The organism is Embleya sp. L77 (assembly GCF_055557415.1).
In genome coordinates this window covers 1,488,246-1,514,364 of record NZ_CM145709.1, presented here as the reverse complement: position 1 = coordinate 1,514,364, position 26,119 = coordinate 1,488,246, and the positions used below count along the sequence as shown (strand labels likewise).

Genomic DNA, 26,119 nt, shown 5'->3' with positions numbered 1-26,119 from the left:
CCGCGTCTAGACTCGATGGACGCCTCTCCTGCACGCAGACCCGTGGGGGCGGTGACGGATCTGACGAAGGAGGAACGGGTGGCCCTGCTGGACAGCATTCGAGGACCCCGTGATCTCAAGGCCCTCTCGCCCGAGCAGCTCGCGCAGCTCGCGGACGAGATCCGCACCTTCCTGGTGGAGTCCGTCTCCAAGACCGGTGGTCACCTGGGTCCCAACCTCGGTGTGGTCGAGCTGACCATCGCGATGCACCGCGTGTTCGAGTCGCCGCGCGACAAGATCCTCTTCGACACCGGGCACCAGAGCTACGTGCACAAGATCGTGACCGGTCGCAAGGACGGCTTCGGGCAGCTGCGACAGGCCGACGGTCTGTCCGGCTATCCCAGCCGCGCCGAGTCCGAGCACGACGTGATCGAGAATTCGCACGCGTCCACGGTGTTGTCCTGGGCGGACGGCCTGGCCAAGGCGTACCAGGTGCGCGGTCAAACCGATCGGCACGTGGTCGCGGTGATCGGCGACGGCGCGCTGACCGGCGGTATGGCCTGGGAGGCACTGAACAACATCGCGGCGGCCAAGGACCGCCCGGTGATCATCGTGGTCAACGACAACGAGCGCTCGTACGGCCCGACCCAGGGCGGCCTCGCCGACCACCTCGCCACGCTGCGCACCACGCGCGGCTACGAGCGTTTCCTGGAGTGGGGCAAGGGCGTGCTGGGCCGCACCCCGGTGGTCGGCGGTCCGGTCTACGACATGCTGCACGGCGCCAAGAAGGGCCTCAAGGACGCGGTCGCACCGCAGGGTCTGTTCGAGGACCTGGGCCTGAAGTACGTGGGTCCGATCGACGGGCACGACGTCGAGGCGGTGGAGAACGCGCTGCGCCGGGCCCGCGGCTTCGGCGGCCCGGTGATCGTGCACGCGATCACCCAGAAGGGCAGGGGCTACGCGCACGCGGTCAACGACGCGGCGGACCAGTTCCACGCGGTGGGCGTGATCAACCCCGAGACCGGTCTGCCGGTGAAGAAGTCGGGCGCGTCGTGGACGTCGGTGTTCGCCGACGAGATGGTCGCCATCGCGGACGAGCGGGAGGACGTCGTCGGCATCACCGCGGCGATGCTGATCCCGGTCGGACTGCACAAGTTCGCCGCCAAGCACCCGGACCGGGTGTTCGACGTCGGGATCGCCGAGCAGCACGCGGTGACCTCGGCGGCGGGCCTGGCCACCGGCGGGCTGCATCCGGTGGTCGCGGTGTACGCGACCTTCCTCAATCGCGCGTTCGACCAGGTGTTGATGGACGTCGCGTTGCACAAGTGCGGCGTGACCTTCGTCCTCGACCGGGCCGGTGTGACCGGGCCGGACGGGGCCAGCCACAACGGCATGTGGGACATGTCGATCCTCCAGGTCGTGCCGGGTCTGCGGCTCGCCGCGCCGCGCGATGCCACGCAGGTGCGCGCGCAGTTGCGCGAGGCGATGGAGGTCGACGACGCGCCGACCGTCGTGCGCTTCGGCAAGGGCGCCGTGGGCGCCGACATCGAGGCGATCGGCCGAATCGACGGGATGGACGTGCTGCGCCGCACCGGTCCCGAGCGCAACGGCGGCGGTGAGCGCGGCGACGTGCTGATCGTGACCGTGGGGCAGATGGCCGAGATCGGGGTCGAGGTCGCCGATCGGCTCGCCGACCAGGGCATCGCGGCGACCGTGGTCGACCCGCGCTGGATCAAGCCGGTTCCGGCCGGGATCGCGCCGTTGGCGGCTCGGCACCGGCTCGTGGTCACGATCGAGGACAACGGCCGGGCCGGTGGCGTCGGATCGGCGATCGCGCAGTCGTTGCGGGACGCGCGGGTGGACGTACCGCTGCGCGACTTCGGCATTCCGCAGGAGTTCCTCGACCACGCGGAGCGTTCGGACATCCTGGTTCGGATCGGCTTGAACGCCCAGGACATCTCACGCCAGGTGGTCGAGGAGATCGCGTCCAAGACCGTGGACGCCGACGCCGAGCAGCACGAGACGACGGCCTGATCCAGGGCCGCCGCGCACATTGCGACGATCCCGGGGTCGGGAGCGAGAAGCCACGGGCTCTTGCTCCAGGACCCCGGGGTCGTTTTGCTTTTCGCGGCTTCGCGGCTTCGCGGCTTCGCGGCTTCGCGGCTTCGCGGCTTCGCGGCTTCGCGGCTTCGCGGCTTCGCGGCTTCGCGGCTTCGCGGCTTCGCGGCTTCGCGGCTTCGCGGCTTCGCGGCTTCGCGGCTTCGCGGCTTCGCGGCTTCGCGGCTTCGCGGCTGTTTCGGGGTTCTAGGGCTTCGGCTTTGCGGGTGCCCGGCGTCGATTTCGCGGGGGCGGGCGCGAAGATCACCCTGACGCGCCGAGGATCGGTCACCCGAAAACAGGAGTGAAAGCCTCGATCATGGCAACGGTCTCCGCCACCAGGAGGTGTTGCCATGGCCAACGCGTTGTTTCGCACCAAGAACATCGAGCAGTCCATCCAGGACACCGATGTCTCCGAAGGGCACGGCTTACGCCGGGAGTTGTCCGCACTCGACCTGATGGTTTTCGGTGTCGGTGTGGTGGTGGGCACGGGCATCTTCGTGCTGACCGGTACGGCGGCGAAGGACTACGCGGGCCCCGCCGTCGCGTTGTCGTTCGTGCTGGCGGGGTTCGTCTGCGGGCTCGCCGCGCTGTGCTACGCCGAGTTCGCGTCCACGGTTCCGGTGGCGGGTTCCGCGTACACGTTCTCGTACACCACGCTCGGCGAACTGCCCGCGTGGATCATCGGCTGGGACCTGATTCTGGAACTCGCGCTCGGCGTCGGGGTGGTCTCGATCGGGTGGTCGGGATATCTGACCTCGCTGCTCTCGCAGGCCAACATCGACCTGCCGAAGGCGATCACGGCTGCACCGGGCGACGGTGGGAAGGTCAACCTGCCGGCGCTGCTGCTCGTGCTCGGGGTCGCGGCGATCCTGGTGTTCGGGATCAAGCTCTCGGCACGGTTCAACCTCGTCATGGTCACCGTCAAGATCGCGATCGTGCTGTTGGTGATCTTTGCCGGCCTGTTCTTCGTCAAGACGGGCAACTACAACCCCTTCGTGCCCGATTCGCAGCCGCCTGCATCCGGGAACGGCGGGCTCAAGGCACCGCTCGTGCAGACCCTGTTCGGGTTCGAGCCGCAGATCTACGGTGTGATGGGGATCTTCTCCGGTGCGGCGCTCGTGTTCTTCGCCTACATCGGATTCGATGTGGTCGCCACCGCCGCCGAGGAGACCCGCAAGCCGCAGCGCGACATGCCGATCGGGATCCTCGGCTCGCTGGTGATCTGCACGATCCTGTACGTCTCGGTGGCCCTGGTCGTGGTCGGTATGCAGCGCTACGACATGCTCTCGTCCTCCGCGCCGTTGGCCGAGGCGTTCCGGTCGGTCGGCAAGGGCTGGATCGCGACCATCATCAGCGTCGGCGCGGTGGCCGGCCTGACCACCGTGTGCATGATCTTGATGATGGGGCAGAGCCGGGTCTTCTTCGCGATGAGCCGGGACGGGCTGCTGCCGCCGTTGTTTGCGAAGGTGCATCCCAAGTACGGCACGCCGCACGTGAGCACGATACTGATCGCGGTGGTGGTCGCGGCGATCGCCGGGTTCACCCCGATCCACGAGATCGACGTCATGGTCAACATCGGCACGCTGTTCGCGTTCTTGGTGGTTGCCGCGAGCGTGCTGATCCTGCGCCGGACCCGACCGGAGTTGCCGCGCGCGTTCCGGGTGCCGTTCGTGCCGTGGTTGCCGATCCTGTCCATACTGGCCACGCTGTGGCTGATGATCAATCTCAGCAGTGAGACGTGGCTGCGGTTCCTGGTGTGGATGGTGGCCGGCTTCGCCGTCTACTTCTTCTACGGGCGGCAGCACAGCCGACTGCGGTGAAGGCGGCGGTTGTTCGATGAGGGTTGTTCGGTGACGGTGGTCAGGTGGCGTGCGCGGGTCCGGGTCGAATCGACCCGGACCCGCGCACGTATCGCGTGACGGCCGGGGATCAGCCCCAGAGCTCGTCCGTGTACTTGTCGGTGCCGACCACGGTGGGAATCCACGGGGCGCAGAAGCTGACCCGGCCGATGCCGGAGGCGTCGATCCGCTCGGCCCACTCCTTGAACGCGTCCCAGCTCTCGCGCGGGTCGCCCTCGAGGAAGTACAGCTGCATGCTGCGGGTTGCCGCGTTCGGGTCGCGCGGGACGAACGCGGGAGCGTCGTCCTTGAGCGGGACCGCGGTCCACGCGGCCACCGACGCGATCGGCGAGCCCTTGAGGAAGTCCGGCAACTGCGCGGAGAACCACGCCTCCAGGTCCTCCTGCGTGGTGCCCTCGGCGCGCTGCACGGTGAGCGAGACCAGGCCCTGGTAGTTGCGGTCGAGGGCGAGTTCCAGCGGGACCGGGTCCTCGTCGCGGTACCAGCGGCTGTCGTGCAGGTACATGCCGGTGTGCGCGTGGATCCGGTGCTGGAAGCCGCGGTCGTTGCCGTAGAGCCAGTTGACCTGGTCGACCGCCCACGCGTTCCACTCGTCGAACTGGCCGTCGTTGATCCAGTAGATCGCGACGTAGGAGCCCGCCTCGATGTCCGGGACCACGTCGGTGTCGGCCGGGAAGCGCAGCGCCTTGAGGTCGGCGGTGGCCACCCAGCGGCTGCCCGCGAGCATGCCGGGGCCGATCATGCAGCCGGCGTAGTAGTGGTCGCGCTCGTACCAGCGGTTGTAGCTCACCTCGTGGCCGCGCTCGGGGTCCACGGCGGTGAACAGCATGCTGCCCACCCGGATCGGGTATTCGTTGAAGCTCATGTCTGCCTTTCGGGTCGTGCGGTGACACGTGTCGGCGGGGCGGACCCGGCCGGGGACGCCGGCCGGGTGGGGTGGTCGGGTGGGGGCGGTCAGGCCTGTCGGCGGAATCGTGTGGTGCGGTGCTCCGGCTCGGTGTCGAGCTTGGGGATGATGTGCTTGCCGAACAGTTCGATGGTCTTGAGCGTGTTCTCGCGGTTGTCGCAGCCCAGGCCGAGGACGAGCTGGTCCACGCCGACCGCCTCGTAGGCCTTGACCGCGTCCAGCACACCGTCGGGCGCGCCGCAGATCAGGGCGCCGGCGTCGGCGGCGAACTCGACCAGTTCGGGGGTCAGGTCGGGCATCAGCTCGGGCCAGTACGGGATGCCCTCGGGGTGCGGGAACGTGTCGTGGTAGCGGAAGACGTTGCTGGTGAGGTACATCGGCCGGGCCGCGACCGCGTTGGCGACCGCCTGTTCCCTGGTCTCGGCGACGAAGCCGGTGCTCACCGCGAGCACGTTGTCGTTGACGAAGTCGGCGATCGGTTCGGCGTTGCCGATCTCGCGCTTGTATCCGGCCACCAGTTTCTCGGCGCTCGCCGGGTCGCCGATGGAGAAGCCGAGTACGCCCAGGCCCATCCGGGCGGCCATCGCGTACGAGGGCGGGCTGCCGGCGGCGTACCACATGGCGGGGTGCGATTTGCCGTACGGCTTGGGCAGGATCTTGCGCGGCGGGAGCTGCCAGTAGGTGCCGTTGTAACCCTCGTAGGTGTCCTGGAGGAACATCTTCGGGAACTCGCGGATCACGTCCTCCCAGATCGCCTTCGTCTCGGACATGTCCTCGATGCCGGGCAGGAAACCGAGAATCTCGTGGCTGCCGGCGCCCCGGCCGGTGCCGAACTCGAAGCGGCCCTTGGTGAGGTGGTCGAGCATCGCGACCCGTTCGGCGACCTTGGCCGGGTGGTTGACCTGGGGGAGCGGGTTGAAGATGCCGGAGCCGATGTGGATGCGCTCGGTGGCGTGGGCGAGGTAGCCGCACATGACGTCGTTGGCGGACAGGTGCGAGTACTCGTCGAGGAAGTGGTGTTCGCTCAGCCAGACGTACTTGAAGCCGGCCCGGTCGGCGGCGATGGCGAAGTCCATGTCGTTCATCAGGGCTTCGTGTTCGGCGTTGGGGTTTCCCTCGCGCCGGAACGACGGGTTGTAGCCCTGAAGAAAGATGCCGAATTCCATTGCACTCCCAGTTCCGCGGTCTGGTCGGGGCGGGGTGGTCGGTCGGTCAGCCGGTCGGTCAGTAGGTCGGATGGTGGTTCGGGTGCGTTCGGGTCGCCCGTTCGGGTGGCCCGTTCGGAAGCTTCCGGGGCGCCGGTGGGGCCCCGGCGGGTGCGGGCGCCGGCGCTTTGGGTCAGGGGGTGAAGGTGCCGTCCGGGCGGCGGACCCAGCCGGAGGCGGCCATCGTGCCGCCGTCGACGTGCAGGGTGGTGCCGGTGACGAAGCGGGCCAGGTCGCCGGCGAGGAAGACGATCGGGGCGGCGCAGTCATCCGGTGTGCCCAGGCCGAGGGGGACCTTGGCGGCGTAGTCGTAGGCGCCCTCGTCGGTCTCGAACGTCTCCGCGAGGCCGGCGTCGCCGGGGGTGGGGATCGCGTCGGGGGCCACGCAGTTGACCCGGATGCGGCGATCCGAGAGTTCGAGGGCGAGCGACTTGGTGAGCTGTTCGACCGCGGCCTTCATCGCGGCGTACACCGCGAAGCCTGGCGCGGCGCGGAACGCCTCGATGCTGGTCACGTTGACGATCGAGCCGCCCTCGCGCATGAGCGGGGCGCCGTGTCGGATCACGTGTGTTACGGAGGTGAAGTTCTCGTCGACCAGTGCGGTCTGGCCCTTGGGGCGGACCTCCATGAACGGCGACCAGAAGCCGCCGCCGGCGTTGTTGACGAGGATGTCGAGTCCGCCGAGCGTGCTGTGTACCTCGCGGAGGAAACGCTCGACGCCGTCGCCGTCGCGGACGTCGAGTTCGACCGCGAGCGCACGGCGGCCGGTCGCCTCGATCGCCTTTGCGGTCTCCTGAAGGCCGATCGGCTCGCGGTCGCAGATGGCGACGTCCGCGCCGAACCGGGCCAGTGCGACGGCCGTCGCCGCGCCGATTCCCCGGGCGGCGCCGGTGACCACGGCGATGCGATCGGTGAGCAGGGCGGCGGAAGGGTCGAGCAGCACGGGGGCACCTCACTGTGGATCGCGTACGTTGTCGCCTCGGCGCGGGGCCGCCGTCGCGGGCCGTGCTCTGCGCTGGGGTCACCATGCCACCTGACGACCCGTCACCTGAAGGGAGACGGCTGTCTTTTTCCGACTCGGTGCGCCGGCGTTCACGCAGGTCCGCAGGTGAACTGACGCTCAGTCAGTAGGAGTGGCGGACATCACCGTTCGGTGCGGCCGCGCCTGACGGCGATGGGGGTGATGGTGCGGCGTGCGTGGGGCTGCCTCTCTTGGCGAGAGGGTGAGTGGGGGAGACGGCGTGTGGCTCTTGCGGGCGCGGGTGCGGGGGTGCACGGGTTGCGCGTGGGTGGGGGCGAGTGCGGGTGCGGGCGCGAGGCGGGTGCAGGTGCCGGCTGGGGATGGTGGGTGCCGGCGAGCGCCTGGCGTGCGGGTGCGCTTGCGGGTGGAGGCGGCCGCGGGTGTGATCCCGGTTGCGAGTGCAGGCGCGGATGGCAGTAGTCGTCGCGAGGCCGCAGGTGTGGGGGTGGCCGGCCGGCCTTGCAGGTACCGATGGCGGGCAGTTGCCTGTGATCGCGGGTGCGGGCGGGTGCCGCGCCGGCGGCTGTGGGTGCGGGCGTCGATGTCGACGCTTGTGGGTGTGGGTGTCGAGGCCGAGAGTCGTAGGTCGCCCAGGTGAGTGCGGGTGCGGGTGTGGGCGCATGTGCCTGTGGTGGCGAGGGCGTGCGCTTGTTCGGCGGTTGTGGTGGAGGCCTCGGGCTTTGGTGGGTGGGAGGAGGGCTGCGGGCGGAGTTACCTGCGGGTGTGAGTGCAGTCGTCGGCGGGTGCGGGCGCAGGCACCGATGGCTGCGGGCGCATGTGCTTGTTCGGCGGTTGTGGTGGAGCTGTAGGGCTTTGATGGGTGGGAGCGGGGCCGCGGGCGGAGTTGCCTGCGGGTGCGGGTGCAGTCGTTGGAGGGTGCGGGCGTCGACGCCGGCGAGCGTGAGCCCGAGCATGGTCGCGGGTGCCGGGGATGCGCCTGCGGGTGCGTGCCGAGGGCGTCGGGGGTTGCGGGTGCAGGTGTCGACGTTGGCGAATTTGCTCGTGGTCGTGCTCATGGTTGCGGGCACAGGCACAGGCACAGGCACAGGCACAGGCGCAGGTCGAGGTGGTTGCGGGCGCAGGTGTCGATGTCGGCGGATTTGGTCGCAGGCGAGGCGCCCGCGCACGCGCAGGCATCTGTGGGCGTGTGCGGTGGTGTGAGGCGCCGGCGCGCGTGGGCCGCGACAGGTGGATGTGTGCCCGGGGGCTTTTCGGCCGTGCGCCGAGTGGCCTCGTTGTCGGTTCGCATGGATTGTCCGAAATCCATGCGCAGTGGATGCGGTGCTCACTACGCTCTGCGACGTGGCGCTATCTCCCGATTCCTGCGGCATCGTGGCCGACTTCGGCACGTGGCTCGCGCGAGCCGGCCGGCCGGCTCCGGACGCCGAGCGGATGATCGATGTCCTGGGCACGTTGCTCGATTTGCGTGTTGCCTGCCTGCGGCTCGACGACCACACGCGCTGGCGTGCCGGCGATCTGAATTCGTTGCTGGAGACGTTGGTGCCCGCGCACGTCGCGCTGCCCCGTGAGGACACGGTGGGTCTGGTGGTGCCCGCGCTGCGGTTGTTCCTGGAGTTCCTGCGTGAGCGTGGGCCCCTGCATCCGGACAGCGATCGCCTCGACCCGCTGCTTGCGGTGCTGGATCGACACGAGGGTGAGCTGCCGGCCCGGATGGCGGATTCGAGCTGCTGGGGGTCGGCGAAGAAGTTGTTCGTGGCGGGCTATGCGACCGGCCCCGGGCGGGGCAGGGCGCTGCCGGCGGTTCGGTTGCCGGACGAGCGCGAGTTGGCTCGGGCTGCGTCGGCGGCGCCGTCGTTCGCCGCTGCGCTCACCCTCGCCCGCTGGGTCGGGCGCGGCCGGCCGGTGACCGCGACCGGTGTCCTGCGCCGTGCCCCGGCGGCCGAGGCCGCGTCGTTGCTGGGCATCGAGGCGCCGGTCGCGGGCGTCCGGAGTGCGCGCGACGTCGAGCCGCTGCACCATGTGTGGTCGATCGCGTGTGCGGCGGGCCTGGTCGAGGTCGGCCGCACCGTTGCGACCGCAGGTGCGCTTGCCCGGGCGCTGGCGGTCGGCCGACCGTGCGACGTGCTGCGCGTGTGGTCGAGTCTGTGGGAGGGCGTCGCGGTCGGCGAGGCTACCGGACGCCCGGCGGTGCGTCGCGCCGGGTATGTGCTGCGCGGCGGCGACGTGATTCGCGAGCTGTTGCGCGAGTTGTACGACCACGCGGGTCGCTGGGTGCCGATGGGCGGACTGTTCGAGCTGCTCTCGTACACGCCCGACGGCCGGCCGAGGTCGCCCTCGGTCGCCGATCCGGCGTTGTTCACCGGGTTGACCCTGGCCCACCAGATGGACGACCTGCGTGCGTTCGGCGTCCTGGAGATACGTGAACTGGTGGGCGGCGGTGCGCCGTTCATGGCGGTGCGGCTGACCCCGTTGGGGCTGTACGGGCTGCGTACCCGCTTCCTCGAACTCGGCGTTCCCGCTCCGCTCACTGGCCCGGGTGGCGGCCCGAGCGAGCCCGCGTTGCCGCCGCTGTACGTGCCGCCCACCTCCGAGTGCGCGCTGGCCGCCCGGATGTCGCCGCTGCTGGCGCAGGCGGCTGCGCTCGCGGAGTACGTGGAGGAGCACGGGCCGCTGCCAATCACCCGGGAGGAGGTACTGGCGGACGACGTCGCGCGCCGGGCCATGGTCGACCTCGGCATCCCCGAGCAGCCCCGCCGCCCCGCCGCCGATCCGCCCCGCACCGCTCGGGGCGAGCACGCCCTGCACCGGCGCTGGACACTCGCGCTGGGCACCGGTCTGCTGGTCCTGCTCGACGGCGCGGTGCACGTCGCGGACGGCCTGCGGGTGTGGCGCGAGGGTGGTGACCGCGAGCTGATCGCGCTCGCCGCGCGCGCGATGGTCGTGGTGGCCGAGGACAACGCGACCTTCGGCGAGGCACACGAGCAGCGGTGGGACGTCCCCGAGGGGCTCGCGGCGTCGCTGTTCACCGGCCTGGTCCAACTCGGCGGCCCGCTTCCGGTGTCGCTGTTCGTGGGCCTGGCGGTGCGCCGCGACCTCGATCACGTGGTGAGCACGCTGCCCACCGAGCCGCCGGCCGAGGACGAGGCGTTCGCACTCGGCCGGATCCTGGACGCGCCCGACCTGGTTCGGGAAATGGGCCGACTGTGCGACCCCACCACGCCGAGCCTGCCGTTCCCGCCGTCTTCCCCGTCCTTCCCGGCGGAGACACCGACCGAAGCGCTGACCCGGGTACGCGCCGGGGTGGTCCTGCTCGCCGATCGGCTGGCGGCCCTCGGCATCGTCCGGCGCACCGCCGAGGGCATCACGCTGACCGGTCTGGGCGGCACCCTCGTACACCGGATGTTCCGCGAGCAGGGGCTGCCGGTCGCCACCGTCGACGACTACACCGCGGCGCCGGGCGCCCGTCTCCTCGGCGCGATGGGGGCGTGGCCGCGACCGATCGCGACCCGTACGTTCGCGAGCTGGATCGCCTGTCGCCCGGTCGATGCCGCGCTGTCCGAACTGTGTGCGGTCGCGGGCGCGGCCGGACCCACCGAGCGGCTCATGCTCTTCGCCCACGTGGGTGACGCGGGCCTCCCCGAGGCCGCCGTCGAACACGCCCTCGACGAGGCCGCCGCCGACCCCACCCTTGCCCCGCACGTGTGGAACTGGCGCCTCACCCACGACCACGACGTGCCCCCCGCGACCCTGCGCACGCTGGCCTGGCTCACCGCCGACAACGCCGCCGCGGCGCTGCTCGGCCGGCACGAGGCGGCCGTACTGGGCCTGCTCACCGAGGTGACCGGCAGTCAGGGTCCGGGCGCCGACGTGGTCTTCGGCGAACTCGCGACGATGGGCCACCCCTGCGCCGAGGACGTGCTGCGCTTCGCCGAGACCACGCACCCCGACCCCAAGGTGGCCCGCGCCGCCCGCCGGGCCCTACATCGGCTGTGCTGACGGACCCCGAGCCGCTCCGCGGATCACCCGTGCCAACGCGCCCCGGAGGTACACCGCACACCGCCCGCGCGGGCGCGCCCGCGCCACACCGCACATCACCCATGCCGACCCGCACCGCCTACACCCCCGCCGCCTGACTCAAGAAGACGCTCGGTGCACCCGTCCACGACACGTGCAGCGCCTCCCGAGCCCGCGTGCAGGCCACGAACAACAGACACCGCTCCGCCAAAAGGTCGGCCTCGTGCTGGAGCCGATCCACCTCGCGCCCGGTCACATGGCCCATATAGGGCACCGTCGAATCACTCACGTCCGCCACCGCCATGCAGCGGAACTCGAGTCCCTTCATCGCGTGCATCGTGCCGATCCGAACTCCCGCCGCGGCGGCCCCGGGACGGTCCTTGAGCAGCACGGCCGGTACGCCCTCGCGCGACAGCGCCTCCGCCGCCTTGCGGCCATAGCCGACGAAGCGCGCCGCGATCCCGATGTCCTCCGGCCGCACACCCGCGTCCAGCCAGCCCCGGACCCGCGCGACGAGTGCGGCCAACTCGGCCTCCGTCCCGGTGAGCGCCACCAGATCCGGCTTCGCGCCGTGCAGTGAACTGCGGCAATCCTGCACCGAGTCCGCATGCTCCCCGTCCAGGCCCTCGACCGGCCGACCGGACAGGATCGACGTGCACCATCCGAGAATCTCCGCCGTCGTCCGGTAGTTCACGCGCAGCCGGCTCGATCGGCCGACCACCCGGATCCCCAGCTTGCCCAGCGACACCCTGCTGTCGTAGATCCGCTGGTTCGGATCGCCCGCGATGAACATGTCGTCCGGACCCGTCGCGACCATCGCCCGCAACGCCCGCCACTGTGCCGGGTGCAGATCCTGGGCCTCGTCGACGACCACGTGACGATACGGCCGCTCCGCCCGCTCCGCCAGCAACAGTGCGGTCTCGTCGCACACCTGGAGCCAGGTCCGGCGACCCTCCGCGCGCAGCCCGGTCACGAACTCCTCGACCGCACGCCACACCTTGGCCCGCTGCAAGGGCCCCAGCGGGGTGCCCCGGCCGGTCCGTGACGCCTTGAGGTACGACTCCAGGCTGCCGATGTCGTGGGCGACGATCACGTTCCGGTACTCCTGGACCAGGAACGGCACCGTCCACGGCAGCTGCAGCGCCTCGATGATCGTCGCCCAGCGTTCCTTCTCGTCGTGCGCGATCGCCAGTGCCGCGCCGCCGAGTTCCTGCCGAAGCAGTCGATTGGCCGCCGCGTCCACCGTGGTCACATCGACCCGCTCGAGCAGTTCGGGCGCCAACAACATCGCCAGGTTCTCCCGCAGGCTCCGGGCCAGCGTCGTCGTGTACGTCGTCAGCAGGATGCGCTCGCCGGGCGCCAGGCGCCCGGCGAGGTGCTTCACGCGGTGCAGGGCCACCACCGTCTTGCCCGTCCCGGGACCGCCGTTGACCTGGGCGGGCCCGGCGTACGACTCGCGATACGCCGTCCGGTACTGGGACGGATGCAGGAAGACCCGCCAGGCGTCGAACGGCCGGGAGAGGATGTCGAGCAGTTCGTCGGGGCCCTCCACGAGAGCCACCCGTCCCTGGGCGTGCCCCATCGCCGTGACCAGGTCCTCGGGGTCGGGCAGCGCGTCCGCCGGGGCCGGGGCCGGGCGGCGCGCACTCACCACGTCCCGCCACACCTCCTCCGGCGAGTACCCCTCGGCGAGATAGAACAGCACCTCGTACTGGTCCTGTGGAAGCAGCGACTCCAGCGCCTCCAACTGCCCGCGCTCGGTGAGCAGTCGCGCGATGCGCAACACGTTGGCGTCCAGCCCCAACCGGGTCAGGTCGGCATCCGAGACACCGGCCAGGAGTCGGTCGACCGATCCCGCCGCGAGGTGCTCCAGCGCGGGGGTGGCCTGCTGCTGCGCCACCACGTCCTGGATCTCCAGCGCGTGCGTCGCCCGGTTGACGCCGGCCTGCTGCTGTACCGCCCAGGCGATCGCGTCGTCGTGCGGCAGCACCCGCAACAACAGGAACGTCTCGCCGCTGTCCGGCGCGAGCACCACGCCGCGCCGGAATCCGCCGACCCGAATCGTCCGGATCCGCGCGTCCCTGGCCCGGTCGAGCTTTTCCAGGTGCAACCCCTTGTCGGCCAGGAGTTCGACCAGGGTCAGGCTCTGGAACTTGGCGATGGCCTCGCGCACTCCCCGCTGTGCGCTCTTCTCCAGGCGGGCGTATTCGGCCAGGAAGTCCTTCCCGAGCGCGAGTTGCGGCACATGTCCTCCCGAGCCGATCACCAGGCTTCGTGTCCGTGTCATCTCGTACCGTAACGGAGTGCGGTTCATCGCCCACAGCGGAAGCGACATGTGCTCGGGCCGGATCGATCACCCGCCGAACTGCTCGCCGCCACCGCCGCCTCCGCCGCCATCGCCACGCCTCTGCCGCCGCCGACGAAATCGCGGCCGTGTTCGTGGCCCCGGCCGCTCCCGCAGCGCCGATCAGGCCGGCGTCAACAGGTCGATGAGGTCCTTGTCCCGGCGCTCGCTCAGTCGGGCCAGGACCGCGGCGAGTGGCGTCGTGGCGGGCAGGCCGATGCGGCTTGCGATGATCGGCAGCGCCTGCGCGTCCGGCACCCGCGTGGTCCAGCCGACCAGGCGTACCGCCCGTTGCAGCGGCGGCAGGTCGTCCTCGATGGGGCGGATGTGCCGGGTCAGCAGGCGATCCCCGCTCGGGATGACGAACAGATGCTCGCCCTCGGCCGCGTTCAGTTCGAGCAGCAGCGGGCGCATCGAGCCGAAGCACGGTTGATTGCGCCACACGATGGTGACCTCGCCCGCGTCGTGGGTGAGAGTGAGGCGGGCACCGGGGACGAGACCGAGGTGCGCGGCGAAACCGGTCGGGACCGGGAAGCCGGATCCGCGCAGGTGGTCGCCATTGAGGTCGATACGGTGCCACCATCGTTGCTTTCGGTCGCGGAAACAGCGCTGGGTGGCCGACACGTCCCGGCGCGGTTTGTACACGGGGGCGGGGGTGGACGCATCCGTGCGCGCGAGTCGTATCCAGCCCGGTTGGTATCGGTCCAAGGACGGCCCGGTCGCGTAGGTACGGACGGAGTTCTCACTGACGTCGAAACGACTCGTCAGGGATTCGACGACTGCGTCGATGCGCGCGGCACCGCCGCGTCCGCGGAGCTCCCGTTCGATCATCTCGCGAATACCGAGGTACTCCTCACGGTCCCAGCGACGCAGACCGTAGTGCAGACGGTCGGTACGCACGAACCGCTCGTCGGCCTGGAGTTGGTTGCACACACTGCGCCACGTAGGAGGCCAGTTGCGGGTTGCCGCCGCCGAAGGCCCAGTCCTCGAGACGGGCGCGGCACTTGTTCTGGATCTGCCGGACCCCCTCTCGGGTGATGCCGACGTCCTGCGCGATCGACTCCAGCGTGGCCGGCGGATGGGCGAACAATCGGTCGACGGCGACCAGGGTTTCGCGCTGCGTCCAGGTGTCGGTGAACGCGGTGACGGACGCGACGACGTCGAACCGGCTTTCGGTGAAGGCTGGTTCGCGGGTGGGAGGCCGGGCCGGTTCGGGCGACGGTTCGTCTTCCGGAGCGCTGTGGTTCACCGGCACCGCAGTCCACGCCGCCGGCATCGCACGATCGTGACCTCGCGCAGCGCGCCCGCGATGATCCCGACGACGTCGGTTCGGTGCAGCCGAGGCCGAGCGAGTAGCTCGCCGGCCGACAGCGCGACCAGCCCACGCCAGTCGAGCCTTTCCCGGCGTAAGGCGATCACCGCGGCACGGGGCCATCGGGCCGTGTGCCGCACGGAGTTCGCATCCGCCAGAAGCGGAGCGAGCCGAGTGAGCGTGTCCCCGGAACCGTATTCGACGACAAGTTCGGCCACCCGGATCCAGAACCCGGGCTCGTCCACGACATGCGCGAAGTCGGCCGGCGGCAGCGTTCGCCACCAATCCCGGGGCAGGCCGGCCACGTTCAGGCGCGCGCCGACCTCCTCCTCGGGGAACGTCGAGAGCCCGGACAACAGATCGACCAATGTCATGAATCATCTTCCTGACCGAACGGTACCGAACGGTTGACCGCGGGTCGGCGGTTTCGCGTAGTCTCGCGCACCACAAGGGGTGGGTCGCAACAGGGGGAGCCCGGCGTGGGATTGGCGAACGAGAACATCATCACGCAGGTCGAGGACCTGCTTGCCGGGCGCATCGTCATCCCGTCGATCCAGCGGGACTATGTGTGGAAGACCCCCGACATCCGGGATCTGCTCGACTCCCTGTACCGGGGATACCCCATCGGGTCCGTGCTGCTGTGGAAGACCAGGATCACGGTCCCGTTCCGGACCGCCGCCGTCAGCCAGGAGACGCAGGGCGTACAGCAGCCCGTCTATCTCCTCGACGGCCAGCAGCGGCTTATTTCACTCGCATGGGTGTATCGACCCGAGTCCCGCGCCGACGCGAAGAAGCTCGATCTGCGCTTCGACCTGGCCAACGAGCAGTTCGTCAGCCCGGTGGGCACCCAGCAGCGCAATGATCCGCTCCTGGTGCCGGTGGTCGAGGTGCTGGCCACCACGCCGGACTTCTACCGGCTCCTCACCACGGCCGGCGTCGACCCGGCGACACCGGTCTTCCAGACCTACTACAAGCGGCTTCAGCAGTTGCATGACGTCCACAAGCGCGAGATCGCGGTGATCACCTACGCCTCGGACGACTACGAGGAGGTCGCCGACGTCTTCGCGCGGGTCAACAAGGGTGGTCGCAAGCTGACCAAGGGCGATCTGGTGTACAGCGCGATCGCGGCCCGCTGGGAGGACGGGCTCGCCACGATCGAGGCCTTCCACGCGGAGCTTGCGCGCGACGGGTTCGCCCTCGACCGGGACCCGGTGCTGCGCGTCCTCGGTCACTTCGCGGGAGTGGGCCTGCGCAGCATCAAACTGCTCGACGCCGCCGTCACGGAGCCGGTCCTGAAGGCGGCCTGGGCCAAGACGGCCGAGGCGGTTCGGATGACGGTCCGATTCCTGCGCGAGGAATGCTCGGTGCCGCGTTCGGCGGTGCTCAAGACGCAGGCCGTCCTGGTCGCGCCCTCCATCCTGCTCCATCGCCGGGGCGGCAGGCTCGGTCCGGACGAGACGGTGCGGCTGCGCCGGTGGATCTACACGATCCTGACGTTCATGCGGTACACCGGGACCACCGAGACCGCGTTGGAAAGCGATGTCCGCTGGATGGACGCCGACGAAGGTCGGGTGCGGTTCGGCGAGTTGATGCACCGCGCGTTCGGCAGTCGGCCGCTGGACGCGCCGGTGCAGGCGTCGGACCTGGAGCACAAATCCCATCTGCACGCCTTCTTCAACGTCCTGTACATCGCCGCGCTGCGGCGGGAGGCGCGCGACTGGGTCGACGGCGAGCAACTCGACGACCTGCGCGAGGATTCGTCGGCGCGCATCGAGTACCACCACGTGTTCCCCGACGCGGCGATCGGCGGCGCGCACCCGAAGGAACTGCGATACAGCCTGGCCAACTACGCCTTCGTCTCGGCTCGGACGAAGCGCTACATCGGATCGCGAACGCCCGCGGAATACCTGCCCGCGCTCGAAGCGGAACACCTCGCTCGGCACTGGATGCCGATGGATCCGGCGTTGTGGACCGTGGATCGGTTCCCGGAGTTTCTCGCCGAGCGGCGACGGCTGATGGCGGCCACGCTCAATGCCATGCTGGGCCTGCCGGGCGCCGAGGAGGCCGTGGGACGGGACGCCGAGGCGGCGCCGGCCGTGTTCCCCGCCTCGGCGAACGACGCGCCTGCGGCGGACGCGGAACCCTTCGGCTGCGAACCCCCGCCGCAAAGCCGCCCTCCGGCGGGGAAGACGACGGTTGGCGAGCCGGAGGACCTCGACACCAGCGAACGGTTTCGCCGGCAGTTGGCGGCCTGTTCCACCCCGGCGGAAGTGGCCATCGTCGAGGAACTGCTGGAATTCTGGGAGATCAGCCGAGGGCGCGTGGAGTTCGGCGACGGCAGCACCCCCACCGCGAGACTGGTGCGGGATGCGGCGGACGGCACGAGCGTGTGTCCGATGCTGGTGTTTCCTTCGGCCGCGGGCAGCGGTATCGAGGTGCAGTTTCAGGAGCTGACGCGACACCCGCGGTTCGCGCCGGAAGCGATGCGGGAGGAACTGCGGACCCGGCTGAACGCGATCACCGGCTTGGACATCCAGCGGCACAACGCGCACCGCCGCCCGCACTTCCCGTTGACGCTGCTCGCGGACGAGCACGATCGCGCGGTGCTGTACCAGGTGTTCGCGTGGCTCAAGGACGTCATCTGAGGCTTGACCTCCTTCGAGGCTCGACGCCATCCGAGTCTTGCGGAGTCCCCGGTTCGGGGGAGTCCGGTCAGGGCCGCCACAGTTCGCCGGGGGCCGGCTCCGGCCAGGGGATGTCGGCGCGGACCGCGGCGAAGAGTTCCTTGCAGCGCTTGTCGTCGAGCAGGACCACGCTCTGGCCGCCGCCGCGTTCGCCGAAGCCGGCGACGGGGGCGGTGCGAAACGCCAGGTCGGCTTCGCTGATGCCCTTGAGGTCGGTGGCCAGGTCCAAAAGCGCCTTGAAGTTGAGGTTGTCGTCGACGGTCAGCGACTTGGTCAGCGACTGCAACAGGTTCTCGGTGCGCAGCGGGCTGCCGAGTACCCCCTCCGCGGTGACCTTCTCCGCGATCGCCCCCAGCAGTTGTTGCTGGTGCGCCACCCGATCGAGGTCGCCCCGGTCGAGCCCGTACCGCTGCCGCACGAACTTGAGCGCCTCGTTGCCGTCCAGCTCGGCGCGGCCCTTGTCGGCGTCCACCGTCACCCCGCCGAGTGCGTCGACCATGCCCTTGAAGCCGCCGAAGTCCACCGCCGCGTAGTGGTCGATCCGTACGCCGGTCAGGTTTTCGATCGTGGCCACGAGCAGCGCGGGTCCGCCCCACGAGAAGGCCGCGTTCAGCTTGGCCTCGCCGTGTCCCGGGATCGGCACCCACGAGTCGCGCGGCAACGAGATCGCCGAGATCGAGGCCCGGCCGGCGGGCAGGTGCAGGATCATCATGGTGTCACTGCGCCGGCCCTCCAGCGCCTCGGGGTCGGCGCCGGCCGCCGCCGCGTCCATGCCGACGAGCAGGATGTTCAGCGCCCGGCCGGCGGCGGGGTCGGTCGGCGGGCGCGGTCCCGCGGCGGGGATGCTCGATCGGTCGAAGACCCCGTCGATGCGCTTGATGTTGGCGTTGAGCGAGTACACGACCCAGACCGCGCATCCGCCGACCACGCACAGCGACAGGGTGAGCAGCGCGACCAGTCCCACGACCGCCTTGCGGCGCCGTGACCAAGGCTTGCGCTCGGGTGTCGATGTCGGTTCGACGTCCTCGTCCGTCCCGCTGACCTCGGCCGACTCGTCCGTCGCACCCAGCGCATCCGTCATGCGCAGAAGCTAGCTGACCTACCGTCAGCAGGGGCAGGGGAAGCCGAAAATCAGTGCGAAGACGAGATCGACTTCGCTGCCTGTCCGAGATCCGGGGCCGGCCGCCGCATGCACACGCGAGGCCACCGATCCAGTCCGATGGCCGCCTCGTGCGCCCGGATCGCCGCGAGCCCAGGCGTCACCTCCGCCGCGTCGAGCGTTTGGAAACCGATCCGCGCGTAGTACGGAGCGTTCCACGGCACGTCCCGAAAGGTGGTCAACGTCGAGGCGAGACCGGTCTGCGCCTGCACCCGATCGATCATCGCCCGCCCGAGCCCGCGCCGCGCCCCGTCGGGGTGCACCGACACCTGCTCGATGTGCGCGGCCCCGTCCACGAGATCCCAGATCAGATAGGCAACCGCCGGCTCCCCGACCACCAGGCACCGCCCGCCGGCCCGATACGCGGCCAACTCCTCGACGGAAAGCGGCTCGTCCGCCGCGATTTCCGGCATGCCCACATCCACGAAGCACATCCCGGCGGCGACCTCGATCTCCCGCATTCGCTCCAGGTCACGCACCGAGGCAGCACGGATCACATCACTCATGATCACCATTGTGGCCGCCGCCGGGAAGCGCGGGACGGGGCATGTGGCGGCGGTACACCGTCCCGCCCGTATCGGAGGAACGCGCCGAGGTCCGATGCCGACCGATTGCTTGACTGTGCCCGAACGCTCGCTCAACGTGACTCGCCCGACGCCAAGGCCGCCTTCGAGGCGTGGGCCGTTCACTCGGTCGTGCCGCCGGCGGACAAGCGCATGTCCGCCATACCTACCCGTTCAGGCGCATCCAGAATTGTGGTACTTCCAAAAGGCCGACTCGGAGGTCGCGTTCCGATCCCCGGGTGAAGCGAATGCCGAAGGGCGGCCCGATGGAGCGGGGCCGCCCTTCGTACGTTGCGACTATTGCGGGACCGAGGCCGTGCCCGGGGGGAGGAAGCGCTTGCCGAGGGTTTTCTCGGTGACGCCCGCGCGGTCCAGGTACGGGGTGATGCCGCCCAGGTGGAAGGGCCAGCCGGCGCCGGTGATCATGCACAGGTCGATGTCCTGCGGGGCGGCGACGACGCCCTCTTCGAGCATGCGGTTGATCTCGTCGGCCAGGGCGGCCAACGCGCGGTCGCGGACCTGCTCTTCCGTGGAGGGGGAGTCGCCCACCTCCAGGAGGGCGGCGACCTCGGGGTCGACCTCCTGGGCGCCCGAGGCCCAGGTCAGGAAGGAGCGCTTCCCGGCCTTGACCACCCGCTCCAGGTTGGGCGAGACGCCGAAGCGGTCCGGGAAGGCCGTGTGCAGGGTTTCGCCGACGTGTGCGGCGATCGCCGGGCCGACGAGTTCGAGCAGGACCATCGGGGACATCGGCAGGCCGAGCGGGGCCAGCGCGTTGTCGGCGATCTCGATCGGGGTGCCCTCGTCGACCGCGGCCAGCACCTCGCCCAGGAAGCGGGTGAGGACGCGGTTGACCACGAACGCCGGGGCGTCCTTGACCAGGACCGAGGTCTTCTTGAGCTGCTTGGAGACGGCGAAGGCGGTGGCGAGCGCACCGTCGTCGGTCTGCTCGGCGCGGACGATCTCCAACAGCGGCAGGACCGCGACCGGGTTGAAGAAGTGGAAGCCCACGACCCGCTCGGGGTGCGCCAGCTTCGAGGCCATCTCGGTGATCGACAACGACGAGGTGTTGGTGGCCAGGATGCACGTCGGCGAGACCACGGCCTCGACCTCGGCGAACACCTGCTGCTTGACCGACATCTCCTCGAACACGGCCTCGATGACGAAGTCGGCGTCCGCGAACGCGTCCTTGGTCAGCGAGCCGGTCACCAGCGCCTTGAGCCGGTTCGCGGCGTCCGCCGAGATCCGCTTCTTGAGCAGGAGCTTGTCGACCTCGGCGTGCACGTAGCCGACGCCCTTGTCCACCCGCTCCTGGTCGATGTCGGTCAGCACGACCGGCACCCGCAGGCGACGGGCGAACAGCAGCGCGAGTTGCGAGGCCATCAGCCCGGCGCCGACCACGCCGACCTTGGTGACCGGGCGCGCGAGCTTGCGGTCGGGGGCGCCGGCCGGGCGCTTGGCGCGCTTTTGGATCAGGTTGAACGAGTACAGCCCCGCGCGCAGTTCGTCGCCCATGATCAGATCGGCGAGCGCGTCGTCCTCGGCGTCGAAGCCGGCCTGGAGCGAGGCGACGTCACCGAACCGGGCGGAGCGTGCCGCGTCGATGATCTCCAGCGCGCGGTACGGCGCGGGGGAGGCCCCGTGCACCTTCGAGTCGGCGATCGCGCGACCTCGCTCGATCGCCGCGTCCCAGCCGGCGCCGCGGTCGATCTCCGCTCGCTCGACCACGATCTCGCCGGAGACGACCTTGCTCGCCCACACCAGCGACTGGGCCAGGAAGTCGGCCGACTCCACCAGCGCGTCCGCGATCCCGAGCTTGAACGCCTTGGGACCGTTGAGCTGCCGGTTCTGGTTCAGCGCGTTCTCGATGATCACGGTGACCGCGTTGTCCGGGCCGATCAGGTTCGGCAGCAGCACGCAGCCGCCCCAGCCGGGGACCAGACCCAGGAAGCACTCGGGCAGCGAGAAGGCCGGCACCGCGGTGGAGATGGTGCGGTACGTGCAGGCCAGGCCGATTTCGACGCCGCCGCCCATCGCCGCGCCGTTGTAGAACGCGAACGTGGGCACGGACAGCGTGGTCAGCCGCTTGAACGTGTCGTGGCCGGCCTTGCCGATGGCGTGCGCGTGCTCGCGCAGGCCGACCTTCTCCACGCCCTTGAGGTCGGCGCCGACCGCGAAGATGAACGGCTTGCCGGTCACGCCGGCCGCGACGATGTCGCCCGCCGCGGCCAGGGCCTCGACCTTGTCGATGGCGCCGTTGAGCTCGCCCAGTCCGGCCGGCCCGAACGTGTTCGGCTTGGTGTGGTCGAAGCCGTTGTCGATCGTGATCAGCGCGAACCTGCCCGCGCCGCCCGGGAGATCGAGTACGCGTACGGGGAAGTGCGAGACCAGCTCGTCCGGGAAGACCTCGGCGGCCAGTCGGGTCAGGTCGCTCACTTGTCGTTCCCCTCGGAGTTCACGGCGTCCGCGGAGTTCGCGGTGTTCGCGGTCCAGTTCGGGTTCTCCCAGATCACGGTCCCGCCCATGCCGAGCCCGATGCACATCGAGGTCAGGCCGTAGCGGACCTCGGGGTGCTCCTCGAACTGCCGCGCGAGCTGCGTCATCAGGCGCACGCCGGACGAGGCGAGCGGGTGACCGAAGGCGATCGCGCCGCCGTACTTGTTCACGCGCGGGTCGTCGTCGGCGATCTTGTAGTGGTCCAGGAAGGACAACACCTGGACCGCGAACGCCTCGTTCAGCTCGAACAGGCCGATGTCCTCGATGGTGAGGCCGGCGCGCTCCAGGGCCTTCTCGGTGGCCGGGACCGGGCCGATGCCCATCACCTCGGGCTCCACGCCCGCGAAGGCGAACTGCACGAGCCGCATCTTGATCGGCAGACCCAGCTCGCGCGCGGCGTCCTCGGAGGCGAGCAGACACGCGGTCGCGCCGTCGTTGAGGCCGGCCGCGTTGCCCGCGGTGACCCGGCCGTGCGGACGGAAGGGGGTCTTCAGCGCGCCGAGGCCCTCGAGCGTGGTGCCCGGGCGCATCGGCTCGTCGACGGTGGACAGGCCCCAGCCCTGCTCGACCGAGCGAACCGCGACCGGCACCAGGTCGGGCTGGATCAGGTTGTCGGCGTACGCCTTGGCCGCCTTCTCCTGGCTGCCGACGGCGAACCGGTCGGCGCGCTCCTTGGTCAGCTGCGGGAAGCGGTCGTGGATGTTCTCCGCGGTGTTGCCCATGACCAGTGCGGACGGGTCCACGAGCTGCTCGGAGATGATCCGCGGGTTCGGGTCGGCACCCTCGCCCATGGGGTGGCGGCCCATGTGCTCGACACCGCCGGCGACCACGACGTCGTAGGCGCCGAACGCGATGCCGCCGGCGGCCGTGGTGACCGCGGTCATCGCGCCCGCGCACATGCGGTCGATCGAGTAGCCGGGCACCTCGCGCGGCAGACCCGCGAGCAGCGCCGCGGTGCGGCCGATGGTCAGGCCCTGGTCGCCGATCTGCGTGGTGGCCGCGATGGCGACCTCGTCCACGCGGGCCGGCGGCAGCGACGGGTTGCGGCGCATCAGCTCACGGATACACGCGATGACGAGGTCGTCGGCTCGCGTCTCGTGGTAGATGCCCTTGGGGCCGGCCTTGCCGAAGGGGGTACGGACGCCGTCTACGAAGACGACGTCCCGGACGTTACGAGGCACGAGCGCACACTCCTCCTGCGATGGGTACGAGCCCCATGCTACTCATGAGTAACCAATGGTCCTAGCCCTCGGCCCCACTCCGCCCGCCCCGATCCACCGGGACGGTGCCGGCGGTGGTCGGGATCGCCCCCGTGACCGGCGCTTTTCGCGGCGATCGAGCCGAAGGCCGTGGGTCGGGTTCGCGACCGAAGGGCAGGCGAGGCGCGTGAACGGGTGCGCTGCGGCACGCGTCCGGGCGCGCCGGCGGTGCGTTCGGATGGTTCGGGGGCGCGTCCGGACGTGCCGACCGCCCGGGCGGGTCGGCGAGTTCGGCGGCGAAGCCGGATTCGGCGCCACCGGACTGCCCGCGGCGGGCGCACGATCGCTCGGGTCGGCGACGGAGCCGCGGGCGGGTTGCCGCGGTCGGCTGCTCCGAGGTGATCACGACGACTCCGGATTGCGCTGATTGGCACGACCCTACGCATTTATCGGGCTTGCCATGCTTTGCCGCGCCGGCGGGGCCGAGCCGGACGTGATGCGATCCACGCGCGGCGGGGCGGGCCTTTACTTCGGCTTGACTGTATGGGGACATTCGGCTGACAAAATAAGCCAAGCCTAGGCTTGGTTAGCCTTGCCTAATAATTGCCTTTTGTCCCGCTTCTGTATCCCTGCGTGTCCCTGCCGGTTCCTGCCGGTTCCTGTCGTTCGTCTGCCGGGCCTCGACCCGTCTTCGCTTGTTCTCGTCCCCGGGAGAGTTCCATGTCTGTTGTCCGTCGCCGTCCTGCCGCCCGCGCGAGCGTGCTGGGCACCGGATTGCTGCTCGCGTTGCCGCTGGCACTCACCGCGTGCAGCAGCAGCGACGAATCCTCCGGCGACGCCGTCAAGGTCACCGCCAAGGACAAGTCCTGCGACGTCGCCAAGAAGGACTGGCCGGCGGGCAAGAACAGCATCAAGGTGACCAACAAGGGCAACCAGGTCACCGAGCTGTACGTGTACGCCCAGGGCGACCGGATCGTCACCGAGCGGGAGAACATCGGCCCCGGCACCTCGGCGACGCTGAACTTCGAGATCAAGGCCGGCAAGTACGAGGTCGCCTGCAAGCCCGGCATGAAGGGCGACGGCATCCGGCAGACGATCACCGTCGCCGGCACCCCCGCCGAGAAGCCGGTCGACCCCCGACTCGCCCAGGCGGTCGCGCACTACCGCGCCTTCACCACCACGACGGTCGACCAGATGTTGCCGATCGCCACCGACTTCGTGAACGCGGTCAAGGCCGGCGACGTGGCCAAGGCCAAGGACCTCTACCCCAAGTCGCGCCTGGGCTGGGAGACCATCGAGCCGGTCGCGGAGAGCTTCGGCGACCTCGACCCGCAGATGGACGCCCGCGAGGCGGACCTGGAGCCGGGCCAGGAGTGGTCCGGCTGGCACCGGATCGAGAAGGTGCTGTGGACGACCGGGCAGATCACCGACGCGGAGAAGGGCTACGCCGACCGCCTGCTGGCCGACCTCAAGACGCTCCAGTCGAAGGTGGGCACCGCCGAGATCACCCCGACCTCGATCGCCAACGGCGCCAAGGAACTCCTCGACGAGGTGGCCACCGGCAAGGTCACCGGTGAGGAAGAGGCGTTCAGCCACACCGACCTGTGGGACTTCGTGGGCAACGTGGACGGCGCGAAGAAGGCGTTCGACCTGCTGAAGCCGTACGTGGCGGAGAAGGACGCGGCGCTGGCCGGCACCCTCGACGGCGAGTTCGCCAAGATCCAGGCCCTGCTGAACAAGTACAAGCAGGGCGAGGGCTACGTCTCCTACGACACTGTCGACGACGCCAAGCGCAAGGAACTCTCGGACGCGGTCAACGCGCTCGGCGAGCCGCTGTCCAAGCTGGCCGGCGTCGTCGCCTAGGCATGCCGCACACCGCTACGGGCCGCGAACCGGCCGCCACCCGGGGCCGGGCGCAGCACGTCGCCGGCCGCACCGAACGTCCCTAGGGAGGGCCTCATGACCGAGATCGAACACGGCACCGAAACGGTCGAGCCGTCGGGCGACGGTGTCAGTCGGCGGGCCCTGCTGGGCTGGACCGGCGGCGCGCTCGTGGTCGGCGCCGCCGCGGCCGGCGGGGTGGCCACCGCGGTCACCGGGACCGACGACAAGCCGTCCGCGCCGGTCCCGGGCGCGGTCGACTTCCACGGCGTCAACCAGGCCGGCATCGCCACCCCGGTGCAGGACCGGCTGCACTTCTGCGTCTTCGACGTGATCACCGACGACCGCGCCAAGCTGGTCCGCATGCTTCAGCAGTGGACCGCCGCGGCGGCCGCGATGACCGCCGGCAAGGCGATCGGGACCGGCGCGGACAGCGGCGTTCCGGAATCGCCGCCCGACGACACCGGCGAGGCGGTCGGCCTGCCGCCGAACAACCTCACGCTCACCGTCGGGTTCGGCCCCTCGCTGTTCACCAAGGACGGCAGGGACCGGTTCCAGATCGCCGCGAAGAAGCCCGAGGCGCTCGCCGAACTGCCCCTGTTCCCGGGCGACAAGCTCGACCCGCAGCGCTCGGGCGGCGACATCGCGGTCCAGGCCTGCTCGGACGACCCGCAGGTCGCGGTGCACGCGATTCGCAACCTGGCCAGGATCGGCTTCGGCGTGGTGTCGGTGCGCTGGTCCCAACTGGGCTTCGGCAAGACCTCCTCGACCACGCCCGAGGCGATGACTCCGCGCAACCTGTTCGGGTTCAAGGACGGCACGCGCAACATCGCCGGCACCGAGACCGACCGACTGCGCGAGCACGTGTGGGTGCCGGCCGGTGAGGGCCCGCAGTGGATGGCGGGCGGGTCGTACCTGGTCGCCCGCCGGATCAGGATGCACATCGAGACCTGGGACCGGACCTCGCTGCAGGAGCAGCAGGACGTGATCGGCCGGTCCAAGGGCGTCGGCGCGCCGCACGGCGCCACCGGCGAGCACGACGTGGTCCCGCTCAAGGCGCTGCCGGAGAACTCGCACGTGCGGTTGTCCCACCCCGACTCCAACCACGGTGCGACCATCCTGCGCCGCGGCTACTCGTTCGTGGACGGCTCGGACGGGCTCGGCCGACTGGAGGCGGGCCTGTTCTTCCTGGCCTACCAGCGCGACCCGCGCAAGGGTTTCATCCCGATTCAGCAGCAGCTGGCCGCCAACGACGCGATGAACGAGTACATCCAGCACGTGGGTTCGGCGCTGTTCGCCTGCCCCGGCGGGGTGCGCGGCGCGGACGACTACTGGGGCAAGGCGCTGTTCGCCTGAGCGCTCGCCGAGTGGCGACCGGCGCCGCACACGTGGATACCCGAAGGGCCCGATCCGAGGTACGGATCGGGCCCTTCGCGCA

17 protein-coding genes are annotated in these 26,119 nt (G+C 70.2%); 6 read left to right on the top strand and 11 right to left on the bottom strand.

Features of this window, described 5'->3' with window-relative positions:
- Positions 1-78 precede the first annotated feature (78 nt).
- Entirely contained in the window at positions 79-2,013 is a 1,935-nt protein-coding gene (gene dxs / locus ACZOOI_RS06100) for a 1-deoxy-D-xylulose-5-phosphate synthase (RefSeq protein ID WP_391581793.1), read from the top strand.
- Positions 2,014-2,429: 416 nt separating this feature from the next.
- Positions 2,430-3,899 carry an amino acid permease gene (locus ACZOOI_RS06095; protein ID WP_465279791.1) on the top strand — a complete coding sequence of 490 codons (1,470 nt, stop codon included), beginning with the start codon at positions 2,430-2,432 and terminating at the stop codon, positions 3,897-3,899.
- A 109-nt stretch (positions 3,900-4,008) separates the two neighbouring features.
- Here the strand turns inward: ACZOOI_RS06095 and ACZOOI_RS06090 are convergent, their stop codons facing one another.
- The 3 genes from ACZOOI_RS06090 to ACZOOI_RS06080 all read right to left on the bottom strand — a co-directional run bounded on the left by ACZOOI_RS06090 (position 4,009) and on the right by ACZOOI_RS06080 (position 6,993).
- On the bottom strand, positions 4,009-4,803 hold the full coding sequence (locus ACZOOI_RS06090; RefSeq protein WP_465279790.1) for a hypothetical protein: 795 nt from the start codon (positions 4,801-4,803) through the stop codon (positions 4,009-4,011).
- 89 nt (positions 4,804-4,892) lie between these two features.
- Entirely contained in the window at positions 4,893-6,011 is a 1,119-nt protein-coding gene (locus ACZOOI_RS06085; protein ID WP_391581761.1) for an LLM class flavin-dependent oxidoreductase, read from the bottom strand.
- Positions 6,012-6,183: 172 nt separating this feature from the next.
- Positions 6,184-6,993: an SDR family NAD(P)-dependent oxidoreductase gene (locus ACZOOI_RS06080; protein WP_465279789.1), complete on the bottom strand. Its 810-nt coding sequence runs from the start codon at positions 6,991-6,993 to the stop codon at positions 6,184-6,186.
- A gap of 1,380 nt (positions 6,994-8,373) precedes the next feature.
- On the opposite strand from ACZOOI_RS06080, the gene ACZOOI_RS06075 reads away from it, so the two are divergent.
- Positions 8,374-11,028, top strand: a complete 2,655-nt coding sequence (locus ACZOOI_RS06075; RefSeq protein ID WP_465279788.1) for a hypothetical protein — start codon at positions 8,374-8,376, stop codon at positions 11,026-11,028.
- 118 nt (positions 11,029-11,146) lie between these two features.
- Here the strand turns inward: ACZOOI_RS06075 and ACZOOI_RS06070 are convergent, their stop codons facing one another.
- The 4 genes from ACZOOI_RS06070 to ACZOOI_RS06055 form a co-directional block, all read right to left on the bottom strand.
- The gene (locus ACZOOI_RS06070; RefSeq protein ID WP_465281124.1) at positions 11,147-13,291 is read right to left on the bottom strand and encodes a UvrD-helicase domain-containing protein; all 2,145 of its coding nucleotides are present in this window, start codon (positions 13,289-13,291) and stop codon (positions 11,147-11,149) included.
- A 222-nt stretch (positions 13,292-13,513) separates the two neighbouring features.
- Positions 13,514-14,290 carry a hypothetical protein gene (locus tag ACZOOI_RS06065; protein ID WP_465279787.1) on the bottom strand — a complete coding sequence of 259 codons (777 nt, stop codon included), beginning with the start codon at positions 14,288-14,290 and terminating at the stop codon, positions 13,514-13,516.
- Positions 14,244-14,639, bottom strand: coding sequence for a sigma factor-like helix-turn-helix DNA-binding protein (locus ACZOOI_RS06060; RefSeq protein ID WP_465279786.1), 396 nt, complete (start codon positions 14,637-14,639; stop codon positions 14,244-14,246). The genes ACZOOI_RS06065 and ACZOOI_RS06060 overlap by 47 nt, the downstream gene beginning before the upstream one ends.
- Positions 14,636-15,076 carry a hypothetical protein gene (locus ACZOOI_RS06055; protein ID WP_465279785.1) on the bottom strand — a complete coding sequence of 147 codons (441 nt, stop codon included), beginning with the start codon at positions 15,074-15,076 and terminating at the stop codon, positions 14,636-14,638. The genes ACZOOI_RS06060 and ACZOOI_RS06055 overlap by 4 nt, the downstream gene beginning before the upstream one ends.
- 105 nt (positions 15,077-15,181) lie before the next feature.
- Here ACZOOI_RS06055 and ACZOOI_RS06050 point away from each other — a divergent pair, with 105 nt between their 5' ends.
- Positions 15,182-17,347 (top strand): GmrSD restriction endonuclease domain-containing protein, encoded by a 2,166-nt coding sequence (locus tag ACZOOI_RS06050; protein WP_465279784.1) that lies wholly within the window; start codon positions 15,182-15,184, stop codon positions 17,345-17,347.
- Between the two features lie 67 nt (positions 17,348-17,414).
- Here the strand turns inward: ACZOOI_RS06050 and ACZOOI_RS06045 are convergent, their stop codons facing one another.
- The 4 genes from ACZOOI_RS06045 to ACZOOI_RS06030 form a co-directional block, all read right to left on the bottom strand.
- A complete protein-coding gene (locus ACZOOI_RS06045; RefSeq protein WP_465279783.1) occupies positions 17,415-18,467 on the bottom strand; it encodes an LCP family protein in 1,053 nt (350 codons plus the stop codon).
- 50 nt (positions 18,468-18,517) lie between these two features.
- Positions 18,518-19,051 carry a GNAT family N-acetyltransferase gene (locus ACZOOI_RS06040; RefSeq protein WP_465279782.1) on the bottom strand — a complete coding sequence of 178 codons (534 nt, stop codon included), beginning with the start codon at positions 19,049-19,051 and terminating at the stop codon, positions 18,518-18,520.
- A gap of 354 nt (positions 19,052-19,405) precedes the next feature.
- Positions 19,406-21,541, bottom strand: coding sequence for a 3-hydroxyacyl-CoA dehydrogenase NAD-binding domain-containing protein (locus ACZOOI_RS06035; protein WP_465279781.1), 2,136 nt, complete (start codon positions 21,539-21,541; stop codon positions 19,406-19,408).
- On the bottom strand, positions 21,538-22,782 hold the full coding sequence (locus tag ACZOOI_RS06030; protein ID WP_465279780.1) for a thiolase family protein: 1,245 nt from the start codon (positions 22,780-22,782) through the stop codon (positions 21,538-21,540). Before ACZOOI_RS06030 ends, ACZOOI_RS06035 begins: the two co-directional genes overlap by 4 nt.
- Before the next feature lie 738 nt (positions 22,783-23,520).
- On the opposite strand from ACZOOI_RS06030, the gene efeO reads away from it, so the two are divergent.
- Together efeO and efeB are read left to right on the top strand one after the other, a co-directional pair.
- Positions 23,521-24,663, top strand: coding sequence for an iron uptake system protein EfeO (gene efeO, locus ACZOOI_RS06025; RefSeq protein ID WP_465279779.1), 1,143 nt, complete (start codon positions 23,521-23,523; stop codon positions 24,661-24,663).
- A gap of 96 nt (positions 24,664-24,759) precedes the next feature.
- Positions 24,760-26,037 (top strand): iron uptake transporter deferrochelatase/peroxidase subunit, encoded by a 1,278-nt coding sequence (gene efeB, locus ACZOOI_RS06020; RefSeq protein ID WP_465279778.1) that lies wholly within the window; start codon positions 24,760-24,762, stop codon positions 26,035-26,037.
- Positions 26,038-26,119: the final 82 nt, after the last annotated feature.